Origin of the sequence: Pseudomonas sp. RGB, from assembly GCF_007713445.1 — a bacterium.
GTDB lineage: Bacteria > Pseudomonadota > Gammaproteobacteria > Pseudomonadales > Pseudomonadaceae > Aquipseudomonas.
Genome location: NZ_VMSH01000002.1, coordinates 178,605 through 201,734 on the forward strand (window position 1 = coordinate 178,605; position 23,130 = coordinate 201,734).

At 61.0% G+C, this 23,130-nt stretch carries 24 protein-coding genes; 4 read left to right on the top strand and 20 right to left on the bottom strand.

Annotated features, from left to right (window positions below; genetic code table 11):
• Positions 1-33 precede the first annotated feature (33 nt).
• Complete coding sequence (locus FPT15_RS04445; protein ID WP_106576484.1) at positions 34-315, top strand: pyrimidine/purine nucleoside phosphorylase; 282 nt, start codon at positions 34-36, stop codon at positions 313-315.
• 64 nt (positions 316-379) lie between these two features.
• Here the strand turns inward: FPT15_RS04445 and FPT15_RS04450 are convergent, their stop codons facing one another.
• Both FPT15_RS04450 and FPT15_RS04455 read right to left on the bottom strand, forming a co-directional pair.
• Positions 380-1,186, bottom strand: coding sequence for an MOSC domain-containing protein (locus FPT15_RS04450; protein ID WP_145158843.1), 807 nt, complete (start codon positions 1,184-1,186; stop codon positions 380-382).
• 316 nt (positions 1,187-1,502) lie between these two features.
• Entirely contained in the window at positions 1,503-2,438 is a 936-nt protein-coding gene (locus tag FPT15_RS04455) for a chemotaxis protein CheV (protein ID WP_017134971.1), read from the bottom strand.
• 608 nt (positions 2,439-3,046) lie between these two features.
• On the opposite strand from FPT15_RS04455, the gene FPT15_RS04460 reads away from it, so the two are divergent.
• From FPT15_RS04460 to FPT15_RS04470, 3 genes are all read left to right on the top strand, one after another.
• The gene (locus tag FPT15_RS04460; RefSeq protein ID WP_178119654.1) at positions 3,047-3,496 is read left to right on the top strand and encodes a hypothetical protein; all 450 of its coding nucleotides are present in this window, start codon (positions 3,047-3,049) and stop codon (positions 3,494-3,496) included.
• Between the two features lie 351 nt (positions 3,497-3,847).
• Complete coding sequence (locus FPT15_RS04465; protein WP_145158845.1) at positions 3,848-4,741, top strand: sensor histidine kinase; 894 nt, start codon at positions 3,848-3,850, stop codon at positions 4,739-4,741.
• On the top strand, positions 4,738-5,397 hold the full coding sequence (locus FPT15_RS04470; protein WP_145158847.1) for a response regulator transcription factor: 660 nt from the start codon (positions 4,738-4,740) through the stop codon (positions 5,395-5,397). The genes FPT15_RS04465 and FPT15_RS04470 overlap by 4 nt, the downstream gene beginning before the upstream one ends.
• Here FPT15_RS04470 and yegS read toward each other — a convergent pair.
• From yegS to flhB, 18 genes are all read right to left on the bottom strand, one after another.
• Positions 5,356-6,276: a lipid kinase YegS gene (yegS, locus tag FPT15_RS04475; RefSeq protein WP_106576480.1), complete on the bottom strand. Its 921-nt coding sequence runs from the start codon at positions 6,274-6,276 to the stop codon at positions 5,356-5,358. The genes FPT15_RS04470 and yegS overlap by 42 nt on opposite strands.
• A 366-nt stretch (positions 6,277-6,642) precedes the next feature.
• On the bottom strand, positions 6,643-7,035 hold the full coding sequence (locus FPT15_RS04480) for a DUF2802 domain-containing protein (RefSeq protein ID WP_145158849.1): 393 nt from the start codon (positions 7,033-7,035) through the stop codon (positions 6,643-6,645).
• Positions 7,036-7,521 (bottom strand): chemotaxis protein CheW, encoded by a 486-nt coding sequence (locus tag FPT15_RS04485; protein WP_106576477.1) that lies wholly within the window; start codon positions 7,519-7,521, stop codon positions 7,036-7,038.
• Between the two features lie 79 nt (positions 7,522-7,600).
• A complete protein-coding gene (locus FPT15_RS04490; RefSeq protein WP_145158851.1) occupies positions 7,601-8,395 on the bottom strand; it encodes a CheW domain-containing protein in 795 nt (264 codons plus the stop codon).
• Positions 8,395-9,183, bottom strand: a complete 789-nt coding sequence (locus tag FPT15_RS04495) for a ParA family protein (RefSeq protein ID WP_014719332.1) — start codon at positions 9,181-9,183, stop codon at positions 8,395-8,397. The genes FPT15_RS04490 and FPT15_RS04495 overlap by 1 nt, the downstream gene beginning before the upstream one ends.
• A 50-nt stretch (positions 9,184-9,233) precedes the next feature.
• On the bottom strand, positions 9,234-10,121 hold the full coding sequence (motD, locus tag FPT15_RS04500; protein WP_145158853.1) for a flagellar motor protein MotD: 888 nt from the start codon (positions 10,119-10,121) through the stop codon (positions 9,234-9,236).
• 28 nt (positions 10,122-10,149) lie between these two features.
• The gene (locus FPT15_RS04505; RefSeq protein ID WP_145158855.1) at positions 10,150-10,890 is read right to left on the bottom strand and encodes a flagellar motor protein; all 741 of its coding nucleotides are present in this window, start codon (positions 10,888-10,890) and stop codon (positions 10,150-10,152) included.
• Positions 10,890-12,011, bottom strand: coding sequence for a chemotaxis response regulator protein-glutamate methylesterase (locus FPT15_RS04510; RefSeq protein ID WP_145158858.1), 1,122 nt, complete (start codon positions 12,009-12,011; stop codon positions 10,890-10,892). Before FPT15_RS04510 ends, FPT15_RS04505 begins: the two co-directional genes overlap by 1 nt.
• A gap of 49 nt (positions 12,012-12,060) precedes the next feature.
• Entirely contained in the window at positions 12,061-14,283 is a 2,223-nt protein-coding gene (locus FPT15_RS04515) for a chemotaxis protein CheA (protein ID WP_145158859.1), read from the bottom strand.
• A gap of 11 nt (positions 14,284-14,294) precedes the next feature.
• Entirely contained in the window at positions 14,295-15,083 is a 789-nt protein-coding gene (locus FPT15_RS04520; protein ID WP_145158861.1) for a protein phosphatase CheZ, read from the bottom strand.
• 18 nt (positions 15,084-15,101) lie between these two features.
• Positions 15,102-15,476, bottom strand: a complete 375-nt coding sequence (locus tag FPT15_RS04525) for a chemotaxis response regulator CheY (RefSeq protein ID WP_005790040.1) — start codon at positions 15,474-15,476, stop codon at positions 15,102-15,104.
• Positions 15,477-15,644: 168 nt separating this feature from the next.
• On the bottom strand, positions 15,645-16,385 hold the full coding sequence (gene fliA / locus FPT15_RS04530) for an RNA polymerase sigma factor FliA (RefSeq protein ID WP_016973417.1): 741 nt from the start codon (positions 16,383-16,385) through the stop codon (positions 15,645-15,647).
• Positions 16,382-17,215: a flagellar synthesis regulator FleN gene (gene fleN / locus FPT15_RS04535; RefSeq protein WP_003192912.1), complete on the bottom strand. Its 834-nt coding sequence runs from the start codon at positions 17,213-17,215 to the stop codon at positions 16,382-16,384. Before fleN ends, fliA begins: the two co-directional genes overlap by 4 nt.
• Before the next feature lie 106 nt (positions 17,216-17,321).
• Positions 17,322-18,638 (bottom strand): flagellar biosynthesis protein FlhF, encoded by a 1,317-nt coding sequence (gene flhF, locus FPT15_RS04540; RefSeq protein ID WP_106576470.1) that lies wholly within the window; start codon positions 18,636-18,638, stop codon positions 17,322-17,324.
• Positions 18,639-18,649: 11 nt separating this feature from the next.
• Positions 18,650-20,764, bottom strand: a complete 2,115-nt coding sequence (flhA, locus tag FPT15_RS04545) for a flagellar biosynthesis protein FlhA (protein WP_145159571.1) — start codon at positions 20,762-20,764, stop codon at positions 18,650-18,652.
• 461 nt (positions 20,765-21,225) lie between these two features.
• Positions 21,226-21,429 carry a cold-shock protein gene (locus FPT15_RS04550; protein ID WP_145158863.1) on the bottom strand — a complete coding sequence of 68 codons (204 nt, stop codon included), beginning with the start codon at positions 21,427-21,429 and terminating at the stop codon, positions 21,226-21,228.
• 42 nt (positions 21,430-21,471) lie between these two features.
• Positions 21,472-21,672, bottom strand: coding sequence for a cold shock domain-containing protein (locus tag FPT15_RS04555; RefSeq protein ID WP_145158865.1), 201 nt, complete (start codon positions 21,670-21,672; stop codon positions 21,472-21,474).
• Between the two features lie 321 nt (positions 21,673-21,993).
• Positions 21,994-23,130 carry a flagellar biosynthesis protein FlhB gene (gene flhB / locus FPT15_RS04565; protein ID WP_145158867.1) on the bottom strand — a complete coding sequence of 379 codons (1,137 nt, stop codon included), beginning with the start codon at positions 23,128-23,130 and terminating at the stop codon, positions 21,994-21,996.

Sequence of the window (23,130 nt, forward strand, 5' to 3'; positions counted from 1 at the left end):
GCAAGCCTTAATCCACTTTTCGAGGATTCACCCATGTTCAAAGTCAACGAATACTTCGACGGCACCGTCAAGTCGATCGCTTTCGGCACCGCAGAAGGTCCGGCGACCATCGGCGTAATGGCACCGGGTGAATACGAATTCGGCACCGCCCAGCGTGAAATCATGCACGTGGTGTCCGGCGCCCTGACCGTGAAACTGCCTGACGCCGACTGGGAAACCTTCGCTGCCGGCAGCCAGTTCAACGTACCGGCCAACAGCAAGTTCCAGCTGAAGGTCGCGGTAGACACTGCTTACCTGTGCGAATACCGCGGCTAAGGGTTGCACCGGTCAAAAAAATGCCCGTCTCGCAGGAGACGGGCATTTTTTATGCGCGAACGTGTTACTCGATGACGGTCACCGGCATGCCCACTTGTAGACGGCCGAGGTCATCATTGACCAGGTTCTGGCCGAACAGGGCGCCGTGTTCCGTCTTGCGATAGGCATCGAGCGTGGCGAAGGGTTCGCGATCGGCACTGCGTTCGCCGGTCGCGGGGTCGATCGTGGTGAGGATGCAACGAGCGCAGGGCTTGACCACTCGGAACTCAACGTCGCCGATACGCAGGCGTTTCCAGCCGTCTTCGGCATACGCTTGACTGCCTTCGATCACCAGATTGGGACGAAAACGCAGCATTTCCATGGGCCGGCCGACCTGCCGGGAAAGGTCGTCCACGGACGCCTGACCGATCAACAACAGCGGGTAGCCGTCGGCAAACGCCACTTGGTCGTTATCTTTGCCGAAACCGGCCTCGGTGGTGCGTGCACGGGCCAGTGGCATCTGCACCAGCCGCGTGGCTTTGCCGATGAAGTCACTGACCCAGGCAGCCGCCGCATCGCCGGCATCCGGCACACGCAGGGTATCGCGCCAGATCGTCACCCCGCGCAGTTCGGCGTCGCTGCCGGGCAAGGCCACCTCCAGCGGCGCCATGCCTGGCGTGCTCAGGGTCAAGCCACCGGCGCTGTTCCACAACGCCGACAACTGGCTCATCTTCGCCACCGCCCGCTGCGTCAGAAATCGCCCGCTGGCTGCATCCACCAACATCCAGCGTCGATCCCCGTCCAGCCCAAGTTGATCCAGACCGACCTGCTGCAAGGCTTCGGCCTTGCCGGACTTCAAGGGATAACGGTACAACGCGCTGAGACGAAGCATGAGCCTGCGTTCCTGAGGGGACAAAGCGCCACCCTATAGCAGGCAGCCCCCGGAATCAAAGGACTACGCCCCCACAGCCAACAAGCAGGTGCAACGCGCAGACTCACCGTGCCACCCAGACTTACCCTGGCGCGCGGCCTTCTGTGGCGAGCGGGCTTGCCCCGCGTTGGGCTGCGAAGCAGCCCCAGAACCAGACGCCGCAGTTCTACTGAGACACCGCAGCGTCCTCATGGGGCCGCTGCGCAGCCCAACGCAGGGCAAGCCTGCTCGCCACAAAGAGCCAACTCACCCAACTACAGCTTCCCCTTAAAGACAATCAGGCCGGCACTTCATCCAGCATCAGGCGTTGGCGCACCACATCCACCAGCTTGTCGGGCTGGAATTTGGACAGGAAGTTATCGCAACCGACCTTTTTCACCATCGAGTCGTTGAAACTGCCCGACAGCGAGGTGTGCAGCACCACGTAAAGCCCACGCAGGCGCGGGTCGTTGCGGATTTCAGTGGTCAGGCGGTAGCCGTCCATCTCCGGCATTTCGGCGTCGGTAAAGATCATCAGCAGTTTGTCGGTCATCACCTGGCCGCTGTCGGCCCAGGCCTTGAGCATGTTCAGCGCCTTGAGGCCATCACTGGCGATGTGCATTTTCACCCCAAGCTGGCCAAGGGTATCGCGCAGTTGCGACAGGGCCACATTGGAGTCGTCCACCAGCAGCACTTCGCGGCCACGGGCGCGTTCCAGCACCGGGTCTTCGAGTTTCTCGCGGGAGACCTTGGCGTTGTACGGCACGATTTCGGCGAGGACTTTTTCCACGTCGATGATTTCCACCAACTGGTCATCGACCTTGCTGATGGCGGTGAGGTAATGCTGGCGACCGGCGCTGGCCGGTGGCGGCAGGATGGCTTCCCAGTTCATGTTGACGATGCGGTCCACACCGCCCACCAGGAACGCCTGCACTGAGCGGTTGTACTCGGTGACGATAATCGTGCTGTTGGGCCCCGGCACCAGCGGACGCATGCCAATCGCCTGCGACAGGTCGATCACCGGCAGGGTCTGGCCGCGCAGGTTGACCACGCCACACACAAACGGATGACGCTGGGGCATCAGGGTCAGCTTGGGCAATTGCAGGACTTCCTGCACCTTGAACACGTTGATCGCGAACAGCTGCCGCCCGGCCAGGCGAAACATGAGAATCTCCAGGCGATTCTCACCCACCAGTTGCGTGCGTTGATCTACCGTGTCGAGAATGCCGGCCATTAAAAGCTCCTGATGTGGTGTGTGTGTGCGGCTGGTTCAGCGGGTCGGGTATCGCGACCCTGCCGACCAACGCGCCGTCTTTGAATTCTTCGCGAGCATGCTTGCGTCTATGCTCGTTATCGGCGGCGATCGCCAGAGCTTGACCCCGGTAAAATGCCACGTAAATTCATTGATGTCACACTGACATCATGGTTTACTGCAACGGCCTTTTCAAACGGCACTGCAGCAACGTCGCGCGACCTTCAAATCGACGTGAGGTTCCGCTGCGTAAGGGAATCCCCTATACACAATCAGGCCCAACCTGATATTCGCGATATCTAATAGCCATTAATGTGACGCCATTCTCATTGCATGAATGGAGTCAGGCTTTTGTTTGCCATCCCAAGCCCTCGGCCCACGGGTCTTTCAGAGATTGCCGTGGCGGCATCCAAAGTTGTGCAAGCGACCCGAATGACCAGGGCCACTCTCGGCTACCGTGATCATTCTAATAACGGTCCTACTCGAATTTCGGAAGCGGGCTACAGATTTCAGTCATATTTCAGCGGTAGGTTTACGCCATTCACCCGGTGCGGCATCTCATCACCCGAGCTTATGTTGCGGAGACATGCATGATGAATAACGCAAACGAATGGCAAACTGCACTTCCCGAATTCCTGCTTGAGGCCGAGATGCTGCTGGCCAAGTCGCAAGAGTGCTTGAACCACTTGCACCTGATTCGCAACGACAGCGATGCCATCGACTGCATGAAAATCAGTTTGAGCAAGCTGGCTGAAAAGGCCGAAGGCCTGGCCCTGCAGGCGATCAGCGAATTCTCTCGGCATATTCAAAACCTGATTGCCAATGCCGCCTGCCCCATGGAACTGCATGACCAGGCGCTGAAGGCCTTGCATGACTGCCTGACATTACTGGCCTGGCAACTGGAGTTGATCGACACCCGCACCGGCGAACTGGCCCTGGATGAAAGCGAGCAAACTAAATTGATTGCGACAGTCACCTTGCAGATCCCGCAAAAAAACTTCGGTTATAAACCGCAGCAACGCTTACATCACACCTCATGAATGGGTGAGAGGTCGTATTTAATCAGTGAGTTATCTAATAACGACAGCAACATATCAATTAGCCATCAGCGCTATAACTCTGCACACCCACTTCATTAATACAACGGCCTGCTGTTTCAACTCCGGGCCCCTCTAACGCGCAGACTAGGGCCCTGAGTATTTATGCGTGGTTGTTAACCCCTCAGGCGAGTCGCCAGGCGACCAACGGTAATAGTGGTGGTACTATGCCCCGCTCGAAGTGAATCAACTTCATGATGTATAAAAGATGTTTCGGCACCGCATATCAAACAAAGCCCCGTCAGCCGCCGTGACCGGTCTTCCCGCAGCGAACCTTCATTGGCTCCATCCGCTATGTACGCCAGCTTAAAGTCACTCATCGCAAGATCCGTGTCCCGCAGCAATGCCCGCCGCATCGTTCTCGCCCTGTGCCTTTGCTCATTGCTGGTCAGCCTGTGGGCCTATGCCCGTTGCGCGCCGTTGCCGTTATTGATCCCTTTGCTCAACCTGGCCACGTTGCTGGTGGTGGGCGTGCAACAGTGGCGCTCGCGCAAATCGATAAAATTCCAGCCGCAGGAATTGGCCGATCGCTTGCTGCAAGTACAGGAAAACGAACGGCATCGCCTCAGCCGCGAATTGCATGACGATATCGGCCAGTTGCTCACTGCCGCCAAGCTGCAAAGCGAATGGCTCAAGCGCCGCTTGCCGCCAGACCTGCAAAGCCAGTGCACGGTGCTGTGCAACACCTTGAATGAAACCCTGGCCAAAGTGCGCGACGTCTCGGCCATTCTCAACCCCAGGCAGCTGGCCAGCCTGGGGTTGGAAGCCAGCCTGCGCGCGCACCTGCTCAAGACCCTGGAAAACACCCCGGTGCACTGGAGCCTGGAATGCCAGCAACGGCTGACCGGTATTCCCGAAGAGATGGCCGTGGCGGCCTTTCGGATCACCCAGGAAGCGGTGACCAACATGCTTCGCCATGCCCAGGCGCACAACTTGCTGGTGCGCCTGCAACGCCTGCCCGAAGGCCTGTCGCTGATGATCTGCGATGACGGCCAGGGCTTCTCGCCTGCCATCAACCCCGGCCTGGAAGGCCAACGGGGCATGGCCGGCATGTCCGAGCGGATAGATCAGTTAGGGGGCACTTTGTCCGTCAACAGCCAGCCTGGCAAAGGGACCCGGATCGACGCACTTTTCCCCTGGGCGCCGCGCGCCCTCGAACGGGCCAGTTCCCCTAAGGTTCTCGAGTGACCTGCAATTTACTCCTGGTGGATGACCACGCACTGATTCGGGCCGGCGTACGCGCGCTGATCCAGGATATTCCCGGCTACACCGTGATCGGTGAAGCCAATGATGGTGCGCAGTTACTGGAAAAATTCAGCGCACTGCAGCCGGATATCGTGCTGCTGGACCTGTCGCTGAAGCACGTCGGTGGCCTGGATGCATTGCAGCAACTCAAGGCGGCCTACCCCAAAAGCAAAGTGCTGATCCTGTCGATGCACACCGACCCGGAGCTGATCATGCGGGCGCTGGAGTCCGGCGCCTATGGCTACCTGCTCAAGGACACCACCGCCAACGAGCTGGAACACGCCCTGCTCGCCCTGCGCAACAACGAACGCTACCTGAGCCCGGCGATTGCCCACACCGTGATCAATCAGGCGCTGATCCGCAGCCAGGGTCCCACTTCCCCCGTCGCCCATAGACACAACCTCACGGCGCGTCAGCTGGAAATCCTGCGCCTGATCGTGCGCGGCAAATCCACCCGGGAGATCGCTCACGGCCTGGGCCTGAGCATCAAGACCGTGGAGGCGCATCGCTCGCAAATCATGAAGCGCCTGCAGATATTCGACGTGGCGGGCCTGGTGCTATTCGCCGTTCGCGAGCAGATCATCAGCCTGGACGATTAGCGGCGAATTCAGCGGCAGGTGCACACGCAAGGCCTTGGGCAGTGCAGAGAACCGCAGGTCATCGCCTTTTAACGGTTCACCGTCCAGGTTGATGTACAGCCCTTCGGCCACCTTGATCTCGACCCACGGCAGGCGCGCGCGCACAAACATGTTGTCCAGGCCCCAGCCGTCGCTCATCAGGGTCATCAGCGTGCCAACCACCTCCTGAGGTGCCGGCAGAATGCTGATATCCAGCAAGCCGTCGTCGGCCAACGCGCCAGGGCACAGCACATGGCCGCCGCCCGCTTGGCGACCGTTGCCGATCCCCAGCGCGAGCAGGTCGCCCTTCCAATGAAAGCCCGGCCCTTCCAGCTCGCCATAGGCGGCCTTCAGTTCACTGAATCGCGTCAACCCGGTGAACAGGTAGGCCGCGCCGCCGAGGACTTTTTTCAGGTCTTCGGAGGTATTGGCCGTGACCTGGCTGCCAAACCCGCCGGTGGCCATATTGAGGAACATTTGCCCGCCGGCCTGGCCGAGGTCGATGGCCCTGGGCGGTACGTCCAGCAGCGCCAGCGCGTGCGCAGGCTGCAGCGGAACGCCGGCGGCGCGGGCAAAATCATTGGCGGTGCCCAACGGCATCAGCACCAGGCTGGCGTCGGTCTTGGCCAGCGCCATGGCTTCGGCCACATCGCGCAAGGTGCCGTCGCCACCGCCGGCGATCAGGTGGGTATAGCCGTCGGCCAGGGCCTCGTTGACGATGCGCTGGGCGTCGCCGCCCTCCCAAGTGACCCGCACCGCCAGCTCCCAGCCCTGCTCACGACGGGCCTGCACGGCGGCGCGCACGTCCTCGTTGAGGGCTTGCTTGCCGTGCAGGATCAACAGTGCCTTGGGGGTGGTCATGCGGGGATTCTCCTGGGTTCAAAGGTGCTTGAAGGATGTGGACATTGGCCGGAGAGAAAAAAGCCATCGGGGACGCAAATTTATTGGCCGCCTGGAAGTTATCCATCGCGTTGCACGTCGATACCTTGCCGTTGGGCACAGGTTCTACGCCATCCCATCGCTTGCCGTCGGCAGACAGCTCATGCAGCTGGATTGAACAGTCGGCGTAAATGCTCGCCTGCACCCTGTAATCTGTCACAGGCCGAGGCGCAAATGTCAGGCGGCACCTATCGAGTGTGCCTGGTGTACCGAGGTGTCCGCATCGCAGGCAAGCCAGCTCCCACAGGAAAGCCAGCCAGCAGTGTCGGACAGGTGTAGCAACCTACGTCAGCTTTTGTGCAACTTACTCATCAATTGCGCTTCAGCCTGGGTCAAGCCACACGACTGCGTCAGCTCATCCACGGTCGCGCCCATGCCCACCAGCTTCGCCGCCTGGGCGAACGACAGGCTCGAAGGGTCGCGTTGTTCGATCTGCGCCAGCTTGTCCGGCAGCGGCCCGAGAATCGCGCGCAGTTCATGCACCTCGTCCCCGACCTTTACCGCAGTCTGCTGGAAGTGATCCACGCGCTTGACCAGGTCAAGAATGCGCCGGTCACGCACGGCATCGCGCTCGGCCTGTTGCTGGGCCAATTCGCGTTGCTGGCGCATATAGCGCAGCAGGAACGCCACGGTCCCGGCCCACAACAGGGCCAGGACAATCACCGCCGCTTCAAAAAACAATCAGATGTTCTCCAGGTCCTGCCATTCTTCTTCGCTCATCATCTTGTCCAGCTCAACCAGAATCAGCAGTTCGCCGTTCTTGTTGCACACGCCCTGGATGAACTTGGCCGATTCTTCGTTGCCCACGTTCGGCGCGGTTTCCACTTCCGATTGGCGCAGGTAAACCACTTCGGCCACGCTGTCGACCATGATCCCGACCACTTGCTTGTCGGCTTCGATGATGACGATACGCGTGTTGTCGTTAACCTCGGTCGGCACCAGGCCAAAACGCTGGCGGGTGTCGATCACGGTCACCACGTTGCCGCGCAGGTTGATGATGCCCAGCACGTAGCTCGGCGCACCCGGTACCGGCGCGATCTCGGTGTAGCGCAACACTTCCTGCACGCGCATCACGTTGATGCCGTAGGACTCGTTGTCCAGTTTGAAGGTTACCCATTGCAGGATTGGATCATCGACCAAACCTTGTGCGGATGCTGACTTGTTCATTCCTCGGACCCCTTCAAATACCGTTTTCACGGCGTATGTACTTCGCTGACCGCACTTGCATGCGGGCCTTATTGTTCAATCAACTGCGTTTGTTCTGTGGCATCGCTTTTACCGCGCCGCTGGCGATCAACTCAGCCAGCTCGGCGACGTCGAGCAACGCGCACATGTGTTCAATCACGGTGCCGGCCAACCACGGCCGCTGGCCCCGGTGGCTGCGCCATTTGATTTCATTGGGGTCCAGGCGCAACGAGCGGCTGACTTGATGCACCGCCAGCCCCCACTCGTAGCCCTGAACCGAAATCACGTACTGCAAACCCTGGCGGAAGTCATCGCGGTAACGGTCGGGCATGACCCAGCGTGCGGTGTCCAGCACCTTGAGGTTGCCGGCCTGGCTTGGCAGGATGCCGAGAAACCACTCCGGTTGCCCGAACAGCGGCGTCAGCTCCTGACCTTCCAGCGAATAGATCGAGCCCAGGCACACCAGCGGCACCGCCAGGGTCAACCCGGCGACGTCGAACAACAGGCATTCGAACGGCTCGGCGGCCCACGCCGGGCGACCATCCGCGGTGACTGGCGGCGGCGTGATGCTCGGCGGCAGGTGGACTTCCACCACCGGCTCGACCACCACGGGCGCCACGACCGTCGGCGCAATCGGCGCTATCGGCTCAACCACCGGCACGAGGTATGCATCGCGGGCTTGTTCTTCGAGCACTGCCAACTGGAACTCATCCAGCGTGCCTTCGGCTTCTACAACCGGTTCAAGCAGCAGAATCGGTTCCGGCAGTTCCTCTTCGGTCGCGTCCTGCAGCAGGGCATCCAGGTAGGATTCCAGTGCCAGTTGCGGCCGGGTCTTGAATTCAACGGGACGGTTCATCACGCCACCTGCGCCACAAGCTGTTGCGACAGCAAATGCTTGAGCAACGCGCGGTACGCCAGCACGCCACGGCTTTTGCCGTCGAACTGCGAAGGCGTCAGGCCTGCGCGGCTGGCGTCACGCAGGCGCGTGTCGACCGGGATGTAGCCATTCCAGATGGTGTCCGGGTAGGCATCGCGCAATACCCGCAAGGTGCCAAGGGACGCCTGGGTACGACGGTCGAACAACGTCGGCACGATGCTGAACGGCAGCGCCTGCTTGCGCGAACGGTTAATCATCGCCAGCGTGCTGACCATGCGCTCCAGACCTTTGACCGCCAGGTGCTCGGTCTGCACCGGGATCACCAACTGCTGGCTGGCCGCCAAGGCGTTGACCATCAGCACGCCCAGCAGCGGCGGGCTGTCGATGATCGCGTAGTCGAAGTCCTGCCACAGCTGCGCCAGGGTCTTGGCGATCACCAGGCCCAAACCGCTCTGCCCCGGCGACTGACGCTCCAGGGTCGCCAGCGCAGTGCTGGACGGCAGCAGGGAAATGCTTTCGTTACTGGTGGGCAGCAGCAATTGCCCCGGCAAGTCGGCAGGCACGCTGCCTTTGTGCAGGAACAGGTCGTAGCAGCTGTGTTCCAGCGCATCCGGGTCGTAGCCAAAATAGCTGGTCATCGAGCCATGCGGGTCGAGGTCGACCACGACCACACGCTTGCCCGCCTCGGCCAGCAAGCCGGCTAAAGCGATGGAGGTGGTGGTCTTGCCGACTCCACCCTTTTGATTGGCAACTGCCCAGACTCTCATTCGGTTGGTTCCTCCCGGCAGGCGATGGCGCGACCGAGACATTGCATAAGTTATTGAGCCGGTGACGGAGAATTGACGGCGCTCTGACGAACCGACGGCTTAACGGTTGGCGTAGCAGTTTGTGTGCCAGCCCGCTTCAGTGCCGCATCCGGTGTTGCATTGGCCGTGCCGGTGCCGGTCAGGCTGCGGCGTACATCCAGGTTGCGCGACACCACCAGCACCACGCGACGGTTGCGCGCGCGGCCTTCGGCGGTGGCGTTATTGGCCACCGGCTGGAATTCGCCGTAGCCCACCGACGCCAGCCGACCAGGGTTCACGCCCTGCATTGCAAGCATGCGCACGATGCTTGCGGCGCGCGCCGACGACAGTTCCCAGTTGGTCGGATACTGCGCAGTCGCAATCGGGAAATTGTCGGTAAAGCCTTCCACGTGGATCGGGTTTTCAAACGGTTTGAGGATCGCCGCCACCTTGTCGATGATGGTGAACGCCTGGTCGCTCGGCATCGCATCGGCGCTGGCGAACAGCAGGCTGGAATTCAATTCGATTTCCACCCACAACTCGTTGCCGCGCACAGTCATCTGATTGGATTTGATCAGGTCGCCAAACGCAGCGCTGATGTCATCGGCAATGCTTTTGAGCGGGTCGCTGGTGCCACCGATGCCGGCGGCGGTTTCGTCGCTGTCGTTGACCAGCGGCTTGGCCGGGGTCACGGTCTTGGGCCGCTCTTCGCCAATGGGGATCGGCTTGAGGGCACGGTCGGCGTCGTTGAACACGCCGATCAGCGCCTGGGAAATGACTTTGTACTTGCCTTCGTTGATCGACGAGATGGAGTACATCACCACAAAAAACGCGAACAGCAAGGTAATGAAGTCGGCGTAGGACACCAGCCAGCGTTCATGGTTGACGTGCTCTTCAGGCTCGCGGCGGCGACGGCTCACAAACTCCCTCCTACACAAAGCATGCCCATCAATCCATGAAGCCCTGAAGCTTCAATTCGATGGAGCGCGGGTTTTCACCCTCGGCAATCGACAAGAGGCCTTCCAGCAACATTTCGCGGTAACGCGACTGGCGCATGGCAATCGACTTGAGCTTGCTCGCCACCGGCAGCAACACCAGGTTGGCACTCGCCACGCCGTAGATGGTGGCGACAAACGCCACGGCAATGCCGCTGCCCAGCTGCGACGGGTCGGCCAGGTTGCCCATCACGTGGATCAAGCCCATCACCGCACCGATGATGCCGATGGTCGGCGCGTAGCCGCCCATGCTTTCAAAGACTTTGGCGGCGTTGATGTCGCGGCTTTCCTGGGTGTAGAAATCCACCTCGAGGATGCTGCGGATCGCCTCCGGTTCGGCGCCGTCCACCAGCAATTGCAGGCCTTTGCGCGCGTAGCTGTCGGGCTCGGCATCGGCCACGCCTTCCAGGCCCAGCAGGCCTTCCTTACGGGCGGTGAGGCTCCAGTTGACCACGCGGTCGATGCCGCCTGGCAGGTCGACGCGTGGCGGGAAAATGATCCACACCAGAATCTGCATGGCGCGCTTGAACGAACTCAGGGGCGATTGCAGCAACGCGGCGCCCACGGTGCCGCCGATTACGATCAGTGCCGCCGGGCCGTTGGCCAAGGCGCCAAGGTGGCCGCCTTCAAGGTAGTTGCCGCCGATAATCGCGACAAACGCCATGGTGATGCCAATCAGGCTCAAGACATCCATCAGAGGCAGGCCTCCACCAGATGCTTGCCGATGTCGTCCAGGCTGTAGACGGCGTCGGCCAGGTCAGCCTTGACGATGGCCATGGGCATGCCATAGATCACGCAGCTGGCTTCGTCCTGGGCCCAAATGGCGCTGCCGCCCTGCTTGAGCAGGCGCGCGCCTTCACGGCCGTCGGCGCCCATGCCGGTAAGCACCACCGCCAGAACTTTGTCGCCGTAGGACTTGGCCGCCGAACCGAAGGTGATGTCCACGCACGGCTTGTAGTTGAGGCGCTCGTCGCCCGGCAGGATTTTGATCGCGCCACGGCCATCGACCATCATCTGCTTGCCGCCCGGGGCCAGCAGCGCCAGGCCAGGACGCAGGATGTCGCCATCCTCGGCTTCCTTGACGCTGATGCGGCACAGCTTGTCCAGGCGCTCGGCGAACGCTTTGGTAAAGGCCGCGGGCATGTGCTGGATCAGCACAATCGGCGCAGGGAAGTTGGCCGGCAGTTGGGTCAATACCCGCTGCAAGGCCACCGGGCCGCCGGTAGAGGTGCCGATAGCGACAAGCTTGTAGGCTTTGCGCTTGGGCGCAGGCGAATGCGCGCTCGGTGCAGCGGCGCGTACCGGCGGCGCCGCAGGGCGTGCCACAGGCGCAGGTGCCGGGCGCGCAAACGACGACGTCGGCGCAGCAGGCGCTGCCACCGGGGCCGGCGCCGGCGCACTGGACAGGCTGCGACGGTTACTGCGCGAAATGCTGTGCACCTTCTCGCACAGCATCTGCTTGACCTTCTCGGGGTTGCGCGAGATGTCTTCGAAATTCTTCGGCAGGAAGTCCACGGCACCCGCGTCCAGCGCATCCAGGGTGACCCGGGCGCCTTCGTGCGTGAGCGAGGAGAACATCAACACCGGAGTCGGGCAGCGCTGCATGATATGCCGAACAGCCGTGATGCCATCCATCATCGGCATCTCGTAGTCCATGGTGATCACGTCCGGCTTCAACGCAATGGCTTGATCAATCGCTTCTTTGCCGTTGGTGGCCGTGCCGACCACCTGGATCGTTGGATCGGCGGAAAGAATTTCCGAGACGCGGCGGCGGAAGAAACCCGAATCGTCCACCACCAGGACCTTGACTGCCATAAACACTCCGTTAGGCGGGGCGGGCATTACCGCCCAAGCCCCACCAGAATCAAATACGCCGTGCGGCGTAACGCTTGAGCATGCTCGGAACATCGAGAATCAGCGCGATCCGACCGTCACCGGTGATGGTCGCACCCGACATGCCCGGGGTTCCCTGCAGCATTTTGCCCAACGGCTTGATGACCACTTCTTCCTGGCCAACCAGTTGATCGACCACAAAGCCGATGCGCTGGGTGCCCACGGACAAGATCACCACATGGCCTTCGCGCTGCTCTTCATGCTTGGCCGAAGCCACCAGCCAGCGCTTGAGGTAGAACAGGGGCAACGCCTTGTCGCGCACGATCACCACTTCCTGGCCGTCCACTACGTTGGTGCGCGACAGGTCGAGGTGGAAGATCTCGTTGACGTTGACCAGCGGAAAGGCGAACGCCTGGTTGCCCAGCATCACCATCAGGGTCGGCATGATCGCCAGGGTCAACGGCACCTTGATGACGATCTTCGAGCCTTGGCCCTTGGTCGAGTAAATGTTGATCGAGCCATTGAGCTGGCTGATCTTGGTCTTCACCACGTCCATGCCCACGCCACGGCCGGACACGTCGGAAATCTCGGTCTTGGTCGAGAAGCCCGGGGCGAAGATCAGGTTGTAGCACTCGGTGTCGGTCAGGCGGTCGGCGGCGTCCTTGTCCATCACGCCACGCTTGACCGCGATATTGCGCAAAATCGTCGGGTCCATGCCTTTGCCGTCATCGGTGATCGACAGCAGGATATGGTCGCCTTCTTGCTCGGCCGCCAGAATCACCTTGCCGTTGCGGGACTTGCCCGAGGCTTCGCGTTCTTCCGGGGTTTCGACGCCGTGGTCGACGGCGTTGCGCACCAAGTGGACCAGCGGATCGGCCAGGGCCTCGACCAGGTTTTTGTCGAGGTCGGTTTCTTCACCCACCAGTTCCAGGTTGATTTCTTTCTTGAGCTGGCGCGCCAGGTCGCGAACCAGGCGTGGGAAGCGACCGAAGACTTTCTTGATCGGCTGCATCCGCGTTTTCATCACGGCGGTCTGCAAGTCAGCGGTGACCACGTCGAGGTTCGACACGGCCTTTTGCATGGCTTCATCACCGCTGTTCAGGCCCAGGCGCACCAGACGGTTACGCACCAGCACCAGTTCGCCGACCATGTTCATGATGTCGTCCAGGCGTGCGGTATCAACCCGTACGGTGGTTTCGGCTTCACTGGCAGGCTTCTCGGCCACCGGCGCCGCACCAGCCCGTGCAGGCGCCGGGGCGGCTGCGGGGGCTGGAGCGGGTTTGGCGGCGGCCGGTGCGGCGGCGTTGGCTGGCGCGGGTTTCGCCGCTACCGGGGTGGCGGTCGCCGCGGCGGCCGGGGCCACTTCGGTGAACTTGCCTTTGCCGTGCAATTCATCCAGCAAGGCTTCGAATTCGTGATCGGAGATCAGCCCGTCGCCAGCCGGTTCTGCCGGTTCTGCCGTGGCGGCAGGCGCGGCGGCGGTGGCGGCGACTTCCGGCAAGGCTTCGGCCGCAAAGGTGCCTTTGCCATGCAACTGGTCGAGCAACGCTTCGAATTCGTCGTCGGTAATGTCGGTGTTGGCAGACGCCGCCGGGGCCTGCGGCGCAGCGGCAGGTGCCACGGCGTCGGCGGCGAACTGGCCTTTGCCATGCAACTGGTCGAGCAGCGATTCGAACTCGGCGTCGGTAATGTCTTCGCTGGTCGGCGCTGCAGGCGCAGTGGGCGCAGTGGGCGCTTGCGGTGCTTCAGCTTCGGCCTTCACCGCACTGAGGGAGTTGAGCAACTGCTCGAACTCGCTGTCGGTCACATCCGGCTCAGCCTCGACAACCGGCTCAGGCGCCGCTGCCACAGGTGCCGCCGACGTGGCCGGTTCTGCCAGGCGTGCCAGGGCCGCCAGCAGTTCCGGCGTGGCCGCAGTGATCGGTGCACGTTCGCGCACTTCACTGAACATGCCGTTGACCGCATCCAGTGCTTCGAGAATCACGTCCATCAGTTCCGAGTCGACGTGCCGCTCACCCTTGCGCAGGATGTCGAACACGTTCTCGGCGATGTGACAGCACTCCACCAGCTCATGGAGCTGGAGGAAGCCGGCGCCCCCTTTTACAGTGTGAAAACCGCGAAAAATTGCATTGAGCAGGTTCGCATCATCCGGTCGGCTTTCCAGCTCGACCAGTTGCTCGGACAGTTGCTCTAAAATTTCGCCGGCCTCTACAAGGAAATCCTGAAGGATTTCTTCATCGGCGCCGAAGCTCATGTGGGTGCTCCTTAGAAGCCTAAACTGGATAACAGGTCATCTACGTCATCCTGACCTGACATAACGTCTTCACGTTTATCGGCATGAATCTGCGGACCTTCACCCTTGGCGAGATGTTTTTTTGGATCTTTTTCCGAGAGGATCGCTTCGCGGTCATGTTCGATACCGGCAAAACGGTCTACCTGGCCGGCCATGAGCACCAGTTTGAGCAGGTTGCTTTCCACTTCGGTGACCAATTGGGTCACGCGCTTGATCACCTGACCGGTGAGGTCCTGGTAATCCTGGGCCAGCAGAATGTCATTGAGGTTGCTGGAAACCGTGCGGTTTTCCTGCTCGCTGCGTGACAGAAAAGCGTCAACCCGACGCGCCAATTCACGAAACTCTTCAGCCCCCACTTCACGACGCATGAAGCGGCCCCAGTCAACGCTGAGCGCCTGAGCGTCGGTGGCCATGCCATTGACCAGCGGCGTGGCGTTTTCCACCAGGTCCATGGTGCGGTTGGCCGCCGCCTCAGTCAGCCTGACCACATAGGACAGGCGTTCGGTGGCATCGGTGATTTGCGAAATTTCTTCGGCCTGGGGCATGTGCGGGTCAATCTGAAAATTGACGATCGCACTGTGCAGCTCGCGCGTGAGCTTGCCCACTTCCTGATACAGGCCGCGGTCACGGGTCTGGTTAAGCTCATGGATCAACTGCACCGCGTCGCCGAAGTGGCCTTTTTCAAGGCTTTCGACCAACTGGTGAGCATGCTTTTTCAGGGTCGACTCAAAGTCTCCCTGCGACGTTTCTTTATGCTCCATAGCTCCCCCGTGGCAGCATCAATGACCGATGCGTTCGAAGATTTTTTCAATCTTCTCTTTCAAGGCCAGTGCAGTGAATGGCTTGACCACGTAGCCGTTTACCCCGGCTTGGGCGGCTTCGATGATCTGTTCACGCTTGGCTTCGGCGGTCACCATCAACACAGGCAGGCTGCGCAGTTTTTCATCGGCGCGTACGTGACGCAGCAGGTCGATACCGGTCATGCCCGGCATGTTCCAGTCGGTTACCAGAAAGTCGATGCTCCCGCTGTTGAGGATCGGAATCGCCGTAATGCCGTCATCCGCCTCGACCGTGTTGGTGAACCCAAGGTCACGCAACAGGTTTTTTATGATCCGCCGCATCGTTGAGAAGTCATCAACGATGAGGATTTTCATGTTCTTGTCCAATTCGACCTCCAAGCAGTCTTAAACGCGCCCAGCACCTGGACGCGCCATTTCAATCAACAGGCGTTACACAAAAAGGACTGCCCAGGGCACCACGGTACGAACCCGCGAAGGCATGAAGCCTTCGCGGTAGCGTCTGCAGTGTCCCCACACTGCCTGTCAGCGCGCGCGCCACTCTCCCAATCGCCCCCGCAAGCGGGCTGCGCACTGGCTGTGCAACTGGCTGACACGCGATTCGCTGACCCCCAGGACCTCACCGATTTCCTTGAGGTTCAGCTCTTCGTCGTAGTACAGCGCCAACACCAGTCGCTCACGCTCCGGCAAATTGGCAATCGCTTCCGCCAGCGCGCCCTGGAAACGTTCGTCCTCCAGGTCGCGTGACGGTTCGAGATGAGCACTCGCGCCGTCCTCGTGCAGCCCTTCGTGTTCGCCGTCCTGCAACAGGTCGTCGAAACTGAACAGGCGGCTGCCCAAGGTATCGTTCAAAATCCCGTAGTAATCGTCGAGACTCAATTGGAGTTCGGCCGCAACTTCATGATCTTTAGCGTCACGACCGGTTTTTGCTTCAATTGCGCGAATTGCGTCACTGACCATGCGCGTATTGCGGTGTACCGAACGCGGCGCCCAATCCCCTTTACGCACTTCATCGAGCATCGCGCCACGGATACGGATACCCGCATACGTCTCGAAACTCGCGCCTTTGCTCGCGTCGTATTTGGTCGACACTTCGAGCAGACCGATCATGCCGGCCTGGATCAGGTCTTCGACCTGCACGCTGGCCGGCAGGCGTGCCAGCAAGTGATAGGCAATGCGCTTGACCAGGGGCGCATAGCGCTCGATCAATTCGCCCTGGCTGTCACGCGCCGACTTTTTGTAAAGGTTGTAGCCGCTGGATGTCATAGCACAGGTCCCGCGCTCGTCTGATGCACCAATCGCTCGACGAAAAACTCCAGATGCCCCCGAGGGTTGGCGGGCAACGGCCAAGTATCGACCTTCTGGGCAATAGCCTTGAACGCCAGTGCGCACTTCGAACGAGGGAACGCTTCGTAGACTGCACGCTGCTTCTGCACAGCCTTGCGTACACACTCGTCATAGGGAACTGCGCCTACATATTGTAAGGCGACATCCAGGAAGCGATCCGTGACCTTGGTCAACTTGGCGAACAGGTTGCGCCCTTCCTGCGGGCTTTGGGCCATGTTGGCCAGCACGCGGAAGCGGTTCATGCCGTAGTCACGGTTAAGCAGTTTGATCAGGGCGTAGGCGTCGGTGATCGAGGTGGGTTCGTCGCAGACCACCAGCAGCACTTCCTGGGCGGCGCGCACGAAGCTGACCACGGACTCGCCGATGCCGGCGGCGGTGTCGATCACCAGCACGTCGAGGTTGTCGCCGATATCGCTGAACGCCTGGATCAGGCCGGCGTGCTGCGCCGGGCTCAGGTGCACCATGCTCTGGGTGCCCGAGGCGGCCGGCACGATGCGAATGCCACCGGGGCCTTGCAGCAGCACATCGCGCAGCTCGCAGCGGCCCTCGATCACATCGGCAAGGGTGTGTTTGGGTGTCAGCCCCAGCAGAACGTCGACGTTCGCCAGGCCCAGGTCAGCATCCAGCAGCATGACGCGACGGCCAAGCTCTGCCAGGGCCAGGGACAAATTCACTGACACGTTAGTTTTCCCGACGCCACCTTTGCCGCCGGTCACCGCGATCACCTGTACGGGATGCATGCTGCCCATTTTATTTCTTTACCTTGTCTTGCTTAGACGCAGGCTACATGGCTTGGCCGCGTGAATCGCTTGCAGACCATCGATGTAGATACATTTCATGGTGTTCATCCTGGCCTTAACCGACCCGCTTGGCGGGGTTGTGGTAAAGGTCGGCGAACATATCGGCCATCGCTTCCTCGCTAGGCTCTTCTTGCATTTGCACACTGACAGCACGGCTGACCAACTGATGACGGCGCGGCAGATGAAGATCATCCGGGATCCGCGGCCCGTCGGTCAGGTAGGCGACCGGTAATTCATGACTGATGGCCAGGCTCAGCACTTCACCCAGGCTCGCGGTTTCATCGAGCTTGGTGAGGATGCAACCGGCCAGGCCGCAACGCTTGTAGCTGTGATATGCAGCGGTAAGAACCTGTTTCTGGCTGGTGGTTGCAAGCACCAGGTAATTTTTTGACTTGATGCCACGCCCGGCCAGGCTTTCGAGCTGCATGCGCAGCGCCGGGTCACTGGCTTGCAGGCCGGCGGTGTCGATCAGCACCACGCGCTTGCGCAGCAGCGGGTCGAGAGCGTTGGCCAGCGACTGGCCCGGGTCGACATGGGTCACCGTCACATTGAGGATGCGGCCCAGGGTCTTGAGCTGCTCCTGGGCGCCAATGCGGTAGCTGTCCATGCTCACCAGCGCGATATTCTGCGCGCCGTACTTGAGCACATAACGCGCTGCCAGCTTGGCCAGGGTGGTGGTCTTGCCCATGCCGGCTGGGCCGACCATGGCAATCACACCGCCCTCTTCCAGGGGTTCGATTTCCGGGGTGACGATCATGCGTGCCAAGTGCGCCAGCAACATGCGCCAGGCCTGGCGTGGTTCTTCAACTTCGGCGGTCAGCGCCAGCAGGTCGCGGGACAACGGGCCAGACAGGCCGATGCGTTGCAGGCGACGCCACAGGTTGGCTTGTTGCGGTTTGCTGCCTTGCAACTGGTTCCACGCCAGCGAGCCCAACTGCACTTCGAGCAGCTCACGCAGGCCGTTGAGCTCAAAGCGCATCGAGTCGAACACGCGCTGGTCAACTGCGGCAGCCGGGGCCGGCGCTGCAGGACGTGGCGGTTCTTTGAATGTCGGTTCAACCAGCGGCTCGGCAGCGGTCAGCGGCAGGCCGGCGAACAACTGGCGGTTGGTGCTGGCATCGCTGTCGCCACGCATGCTCAATTCGGCCTGGGCCGAGACAATCCGCGAGGCCGTCTTGCGCAGCTCGTCTTCGAGCTCCATGTTCGGCACACGCGGCGCCAGCGCCGAGGGGGTGTAATCCAGGGCAGCCGTCAGCTCGACACCGCCGGCAATACGACGGTTTCCGATAATCGCGGCATCGGCGCCCAGCTCATCACGTACCAGTTTCATGGCCTGACGCATATCGGCGGCGAAAAAACGCTTAACTTGCATAACCCACTACCTCAGCCGTTGGGCCCTACTGTCGCGACAATAGTCACTTGCTTGTTGTCAGGAATTTCCTGATAAGCCAAAACGTGCAAATTCGGCACTGCCAGACGTCCAAACCGCGACAACATCGCGCGGACCGGGCCCGCCACCAGCAGAATTACCGGGTGACCCGCCATTTCCTGGCGCTGCGCGGCCTCAATCAAAGAACGCTGCAGTTTTTCCGCCATGCTTGGCTCCAGCAGAACGCCCTCTTCCTGGCCTTGTCCCGCCTTCTGAATACTATTGAGCAATATTTGTTCCAACCTTGGCTCCAAGGTGATCACAGGCAGCTCAGACTCAATCCCTACAATGCTTTGCACGATTGCACGGGACAATCCGACCCGCACCGCCGCCACCAGCGCGGCGGTATCTTGACTCTTGGCGGCGTTGTTCGCGATGGCCTCGGCGATGCTGCGAATGTCGCGCACCGGCACCTGTTCGGCGAGCAAGGCCTGCAACACCTTGAGCAATTGCGACAGCGAGAGCACGCCCGGCACCAGTTCTTCGGCCAGTTTTGGCGAGGCTTTGGCCAGCAACCCCATCAATTGCTGGACTTCCTCGTGGCCGATCAGCTCGTGGGAGTGCTTGTACAGGATCTGATTGAGGTGCGTGGCGACCACCGTACTGGCGTCTACCACGGTGTAACCCAGCGATTGCGCCTGGCTGCGCTGGCTGACTTCGATCCACACCGCTTCCAGGCCAAAAGCCGGATCTTTGGCGGTTATGCCGTTGAGCGTGCCGAACACCTGGCCGGGGTTGATCGCCAGTTCGCGGTCGGGGTAAATCTCGGCTTCGGCGAGGATCACACCCATCAGGGTCAGGCGGTAGGCGCTGGGGGCCAGGTCGAGGTTGTCGCGGATGTGCACGGTCGGCATCAGGAAGCCCAGGTCCTGGGACAGCTTCTTGCGCACGCCCTTGATCCGCGCCAGCAATTGGCCGCCCTGGTTGCGGTCCACCAGCGGAATCAAGCGGTAGCCGACTTCCAGGCCGATCATGTCGATCGGGGTCACGTCATCCCAGCCAAGCTCCTTGGTTTCCTGGGCGCGGGCCGGCGACGGCAGCAGGTCCTGCTGGCGGGCGATTTCCTGCTGGGCCTGCACCTTGACCTGGTTTTGCTTGCGCCAGAACAGGTACGCACCGCCGGCGGCCATGGCCGCCATGCTCAGGAACGAGATGTGCGGCATGCCCGGCACGATGCCCATGATCGCCATGATGCCGGCGGCCACGGCCAGCGCCTTGGGCGAGGCAAACATCTGGCGGCTGATCTGCTTGCCCATGTCTTCGGAGCCCGAAGCACGGGTCACCATGATCGCGGCGGCTGTGGATAACAACAGTGATGGCAATTGCGCCACTAAACCGTCACCGATGGTCAGCAAGGCGTAGACCTTGCCCGCATCGCCGAAGGTCATGCCGTGCTGGAAGATACCAACCGCCATGCCGCCGATCAGGTTGATGAACAGAATCAACAGGCCGGCGATGGCGTCACCGCGCACGAACTTGCTCGCACCGTCCATGGAACCGTAGAACTCGGCTTCCTGGGCCACTTCCAGACGGCGGGCCTTGGCCTGGCCCTGGTCGATCAGGCCGGCGTTGAGGTCGGCGTCGATCGCCATTTGTTTGCCGGGCATCGCGTCGAGGGTAAAGCGCGCGCTCACCTCGGAAATCCGCCCGGCGCCCTTGGTCACCACCACGAAGTTGATGATCATCAGGATCGCGAACACCACGATACCGACCACGTAATTACCGCCGATCACCACTTCACCGAACGCCTGGATCACCTTACCGGCGGCGGCGTGGCCGTCCTGGCCGTGGAGCATCACCACCCGCGTGGACGCCACGTTCAGCGCCAGGCGCAGCAGGGTCGCGATCAGCAGGATGGTAGGAAATACCGCGAAATCCAGCGGCCGCAGGGCGTACACGCAGACCAGCAGCACGACGACGGACAGGGCAATGTTGAAGGTAAAAAACACGTCGAGCAGGAACGGCGGCATCGGCAACATCATCATTGCCAGCATCACCAGCAACAACAACGGCACACCCAGGTTGCCCCGCGACAGATCAGTCAGGGTGCCACGGGCCGTGTTGAGCATTTGAGAGCGATCTACCACCGGTATTCCTCGTGTTCCTTGAAGCAAAGTTTTGACGCTGAAGCGCGTCCTGGAGGCGGTATTGCAAGAAGCCTTCCAACTTTTGCATTGAGGCTCAGATCACCGAACAAACGACCGCGCCTACCGGGTGTAAATCGGTTCAACTGTGGGAGCGGGCTTGCTCGCGAAGGCGGTGTGTCAGTCAGCGATAGTCCAGCTGAACCACCGCTTTCGCGAGCAAGCCCGCTCCCACAGTTGGACGGCGTACATCTGCTGCAGCCGAGGCATTTCCGACAAGATTTCGGGGTTGTCCCTGCGATTTCGCTTTTGGTCTGGAAAGGTCACAACGAGAAGGCGCGCCGGGTATTGCGCAGTTGATTGAGGTCGGACGGTTAATGGCCGAGCGCGTGCTGGACTGCACTGCTCGCCCCTGCGCTCTTGCGCAGGCGCGAGCAATAAACTGCCTAGAGAACTTCGACCTTTTCGGCCTGTGGCCCTTTCGCCCCCTGAGCGACGTCGAACTTTACTTTTTTACCTTCTTCAAGGGTCTTGAACCCTTCACTGACGATGGCCGAAAAGTGAACGAACACGTCAGACCCGCCCCCATCCTGAGTAATGAAACCAAACCCCTTCTCCGCGTTAAACCACTTCACTGTGCCTGTTGCCATTGCCGCTCTCCTTACATCGGGTTCCATGACCCGCACGGGTCGCTAGATAATCTTGATATGCGACGCGAAGATGCCCTTGGGCCGATGGATCCTCGCGAATTGCACGCGCAGGCCCGTTTTCAACCAAACCCCGCACGAACTTTTGAGATCCACCTGCACCGGCTCATCGCCGCCATCCAGTGCAATCAAGCCTTCCCCGGTTTTCCGGCTATAAGATTTGATCGTGCCCGTTACCGCTTCCATTACCGCTCCCTCTGCATCTCTACGACGACCTGTGTGCAGTGTGCTGCCATGGAACCGCGAGCAGGCGGCGCTGGCTACTGTCAGAGTTGACAGGTAGACGGGGGTTAACGACGAGTGGTAGCGGATAGCGCGACGAACGTACCGTGGCGAGCAGGCGTTTTTGTGGCGAGCGGGCTTGCCCCGCGCTGGGCTGCGAAGCGGCCCTAAAACCGAACGCTGCGGTGGGTCTGAGAGAACGCGGTGGGCCTATTGGGGCTGCTGCGCCGCCCAACGCGGGGCAAGCCCGCTCACCACAAGAACCAGCTCGCGACCAATTCAGGATCAGGAATCGCGGCGCAAATCCGGCGGGATCGGCAGATCCTTGAGCGGCTCGGGCCGCTTGCCCTTGCCCGCGCGGTATTGGCGGATCTGATAGACATAGGCCAACACCTGCGCCACGGCCAGGTACAAGCCCGCCGGGATTTCCTGGTCGAGGTCGGTGGAGTAGAAGATCGACCGCGCCAACTCCGGCGACTCCAGCAACAGAATGTCGTTGGCCACGGCGATTTCGCGGATTTTCAGCGCGGTAAAGTCGCTGCCCTTGGCCAACAGCATCGGCGCGCCGCCCTTCTCCGGGTCGTACTTGAGGGCCACGGCGTAGTGAGTCGGGTTGGTGATGACCACGTCGGCATCCGGCACCGCCGCCATCATCTTGCGCTGGGACATTTCGCGCTGCAGCTGGCGAATGCGCTGCTTGACCTCGGGGCGACCTTCCTGATCCTTGTGCTCGTCGCGCACTTCCTGCTTGGTCATCAGCAGCTTCTTGTGGCTTTCCCACAGCTGGATCGGCGCATCCACGGCGGCGATGATGATCAACCCGCAGGCCATCCACAGCGCGCTCCAGCCCACCACCTGCACGCTGTGGATGATCGCCGACTCCAGCGGCTCATGGGCGATGCGCAGCAAGTCGTCGATGTCGGACGACAACACCGTCAGCGCCACAAACAGGATCAGGATGAATTTCGCCAACGCCTTGAGCAGTTCCACCAGCGCCTTGCTGGAAAACATGCGCTTGAGCCCAGCCGCGGGGTTCATCCGGCTGAACTTGGGCGCCATGCTGCCAGCGGCAAACAGCCAGCCGCCCAGGGACACCGGGCCGATCAACGCGGCCAGCAACAAGGTGATGAGCACCGGCTGCACCGCCAGGATCGCGATTTTGCCCGAGTGCAGCAGGTACTGGCCCATGGCGCCGGGGCTGAGCAGCACTTCGCGCGGCAGCGAGAAGTTGAGTTTCATCAACTCCATCATGTCCAGCGCCAGACCGCCGCCGTAAATCAGCAAACCACCGGCGCCGGCCAGCATGACGGCGAGGGTATTAAGTTCTTTGGAGCGGGCAATCTCACCCTTTTCCCTGGAGTCCTTTTTGCGTTTGTCCGTGGGGTCTTCTGTTTTGTCCTGACCACTCTCGCTCTCGGCCAT

Excerpts from the sequence above, each read along its gene's own strand:
- FPT15_RS04460 (WP_178119654.1), top strand. The coding sequence starts at position 3,047 with ATGATGAATAACGCAAACGAATGGCAAACTGCACTTCCCGAATTCCTG.
- FPT15_RS04505 (WP_145158855.1), bottom strand. The coding sequence starts at position 10,890 with ATGGATGTCTTGAGCCTGATTGGCATCACCATGGCGTTTGTCGCGATT.
- FPT15_RS04525 (WP_005790040.1), bottom strand. The coding sequence starts at position 15,476 with ATGAAAATCCTCATCGTTGATGACTTCTCAACGATGCGGCGGATCATA.
- flhB (WP_145158867.1), bottom strand. The coding sequence starts at position 23,130 with ATGGCCGAGAGCGAGAGTGGTCAGGACAAAACAGAAGACCCCACGGAC.
- FPT15_RS04465 (WP_145158845.1), top strand. The coding sequence starts at position 3,848 with ATGTACGCCAGCTTAAAGTCACTCATCGCAAGATCCGTGTCCCGCAGC.
- flhF (WP_106576470.1), bottom strand. The coding sequence starts at position 18,638 with ATGCAAGTTAAGCGTTTTTTCGCCGCCGATATGCGTCAGGCCATGAAA.
- FPT15_RS04555 (WP_145158865.1), bottom strand. The coding sequence starts at position 21,672 with ATGGAAGCGGTAACGGGCACGATCAAATCTTATAGCCGGAAAACCGGG.
- FPT15_RS04515 (WP_145158859.1), bottom strand. The coding sequence starts at position 14,283 with ATGAGCTTCGGCGCCGATGAAGAAATCCTTCAGGATTTCCTTGTAGAG.
- fliA (WP_016973417.1), bottom strand. The coding sequence starts at position 16,385 with ATGACATCCAGCGGCTACAACCTTTACAAAAAGTCGGCGCGTGACAGC.
- yegS (WP_106576480.1), bottom strand. The coding sequence starts at position 6,276 with ATGACCACCCCCAAGGCACTGTTGATCCTGCACGGCAAGCAAGCCCTC.
- FPT15_RS04520 (WP_145158861.1), bottom strand. The coding sequence starts at position 15,083 with ATGGAGCATAAAGAAACGTCGCAGGGAGACTTTGAGTCGACCCTGAAA.
- fleN (WP_003192912.1), bottom strand. The coding sequence starts at position 17,215 with ATGGGCAGCATGCATCCCGTACAGGTGATCGCGGTGACCGGCGGCAAA.
- FPT15_RS04455 (WP_017134971.1), bottom strand. The coding sequence starts at position 2,438 with ATGGCCGGCATTCTCGACACGGTAGATCAACGCACGCAACTGGTGGGT.
- flhA (WP_145159571.1), bottom strand. The coding sequence starts at position 20,764 with ATGCTCAACACGGCCCGTGGCACCCTGACTGATCTGTCGCGGGGCAAC.
- FPT15_RS04495 (WP_014719332.1), bottom strand. The coding sequence starts at position 9,183 with ATGAGAGTCTGGGCAGTTGCCAATCAAAAGGGTGGAGTCGGCAAGACC.
- FPT15_RS04485 (WP_106576477.1), bottom strand. The coding sequence starts at position 7,521 with ATGAACAAGTCAGCATCCGCACAAGGTTTGGTCGATGATCCAATCCTG.
- FPT15_RS04550 (WP_145158863.1), bottom strand. The coding sequence starts at position 21,429 with ATGGCAACAGGCACAGTGAAGTGGTTTAACGCGGAGAAGGGGTTTGGT.
- FPT15_RS04490 (WP_145158851.1), bottom strand. The coding sequence starts at position 8,395 with ATGAACCGTCCCGTTGAATTCAAGACCCGGCCGCAACTGGCACTGGAA.
- FPT15_RS04510 (WP_145158858.1), bottom strand. The coding sequence starts at position 12,011 with ATGGCAGTCAAGGTCCTGGTGGTGGACGATTCGGGTTTCTTCCGCCGC.
- FPT15_RS04450 (WP_145158843.1), bottom strand. The coding sequence starts at position 1,186 with ATGCTTCGTCTCAGCGCGTTGTACCGTTATCCCTTGAAGTCCGGCAAG.
- FPT15_RS04445 (WP_106576484.1), top strand. The coding sequence starts at position 34 with ATGTTCAAAGTCAACGAATACTTCGACGGCACCGTCAAGTCGATCGCT.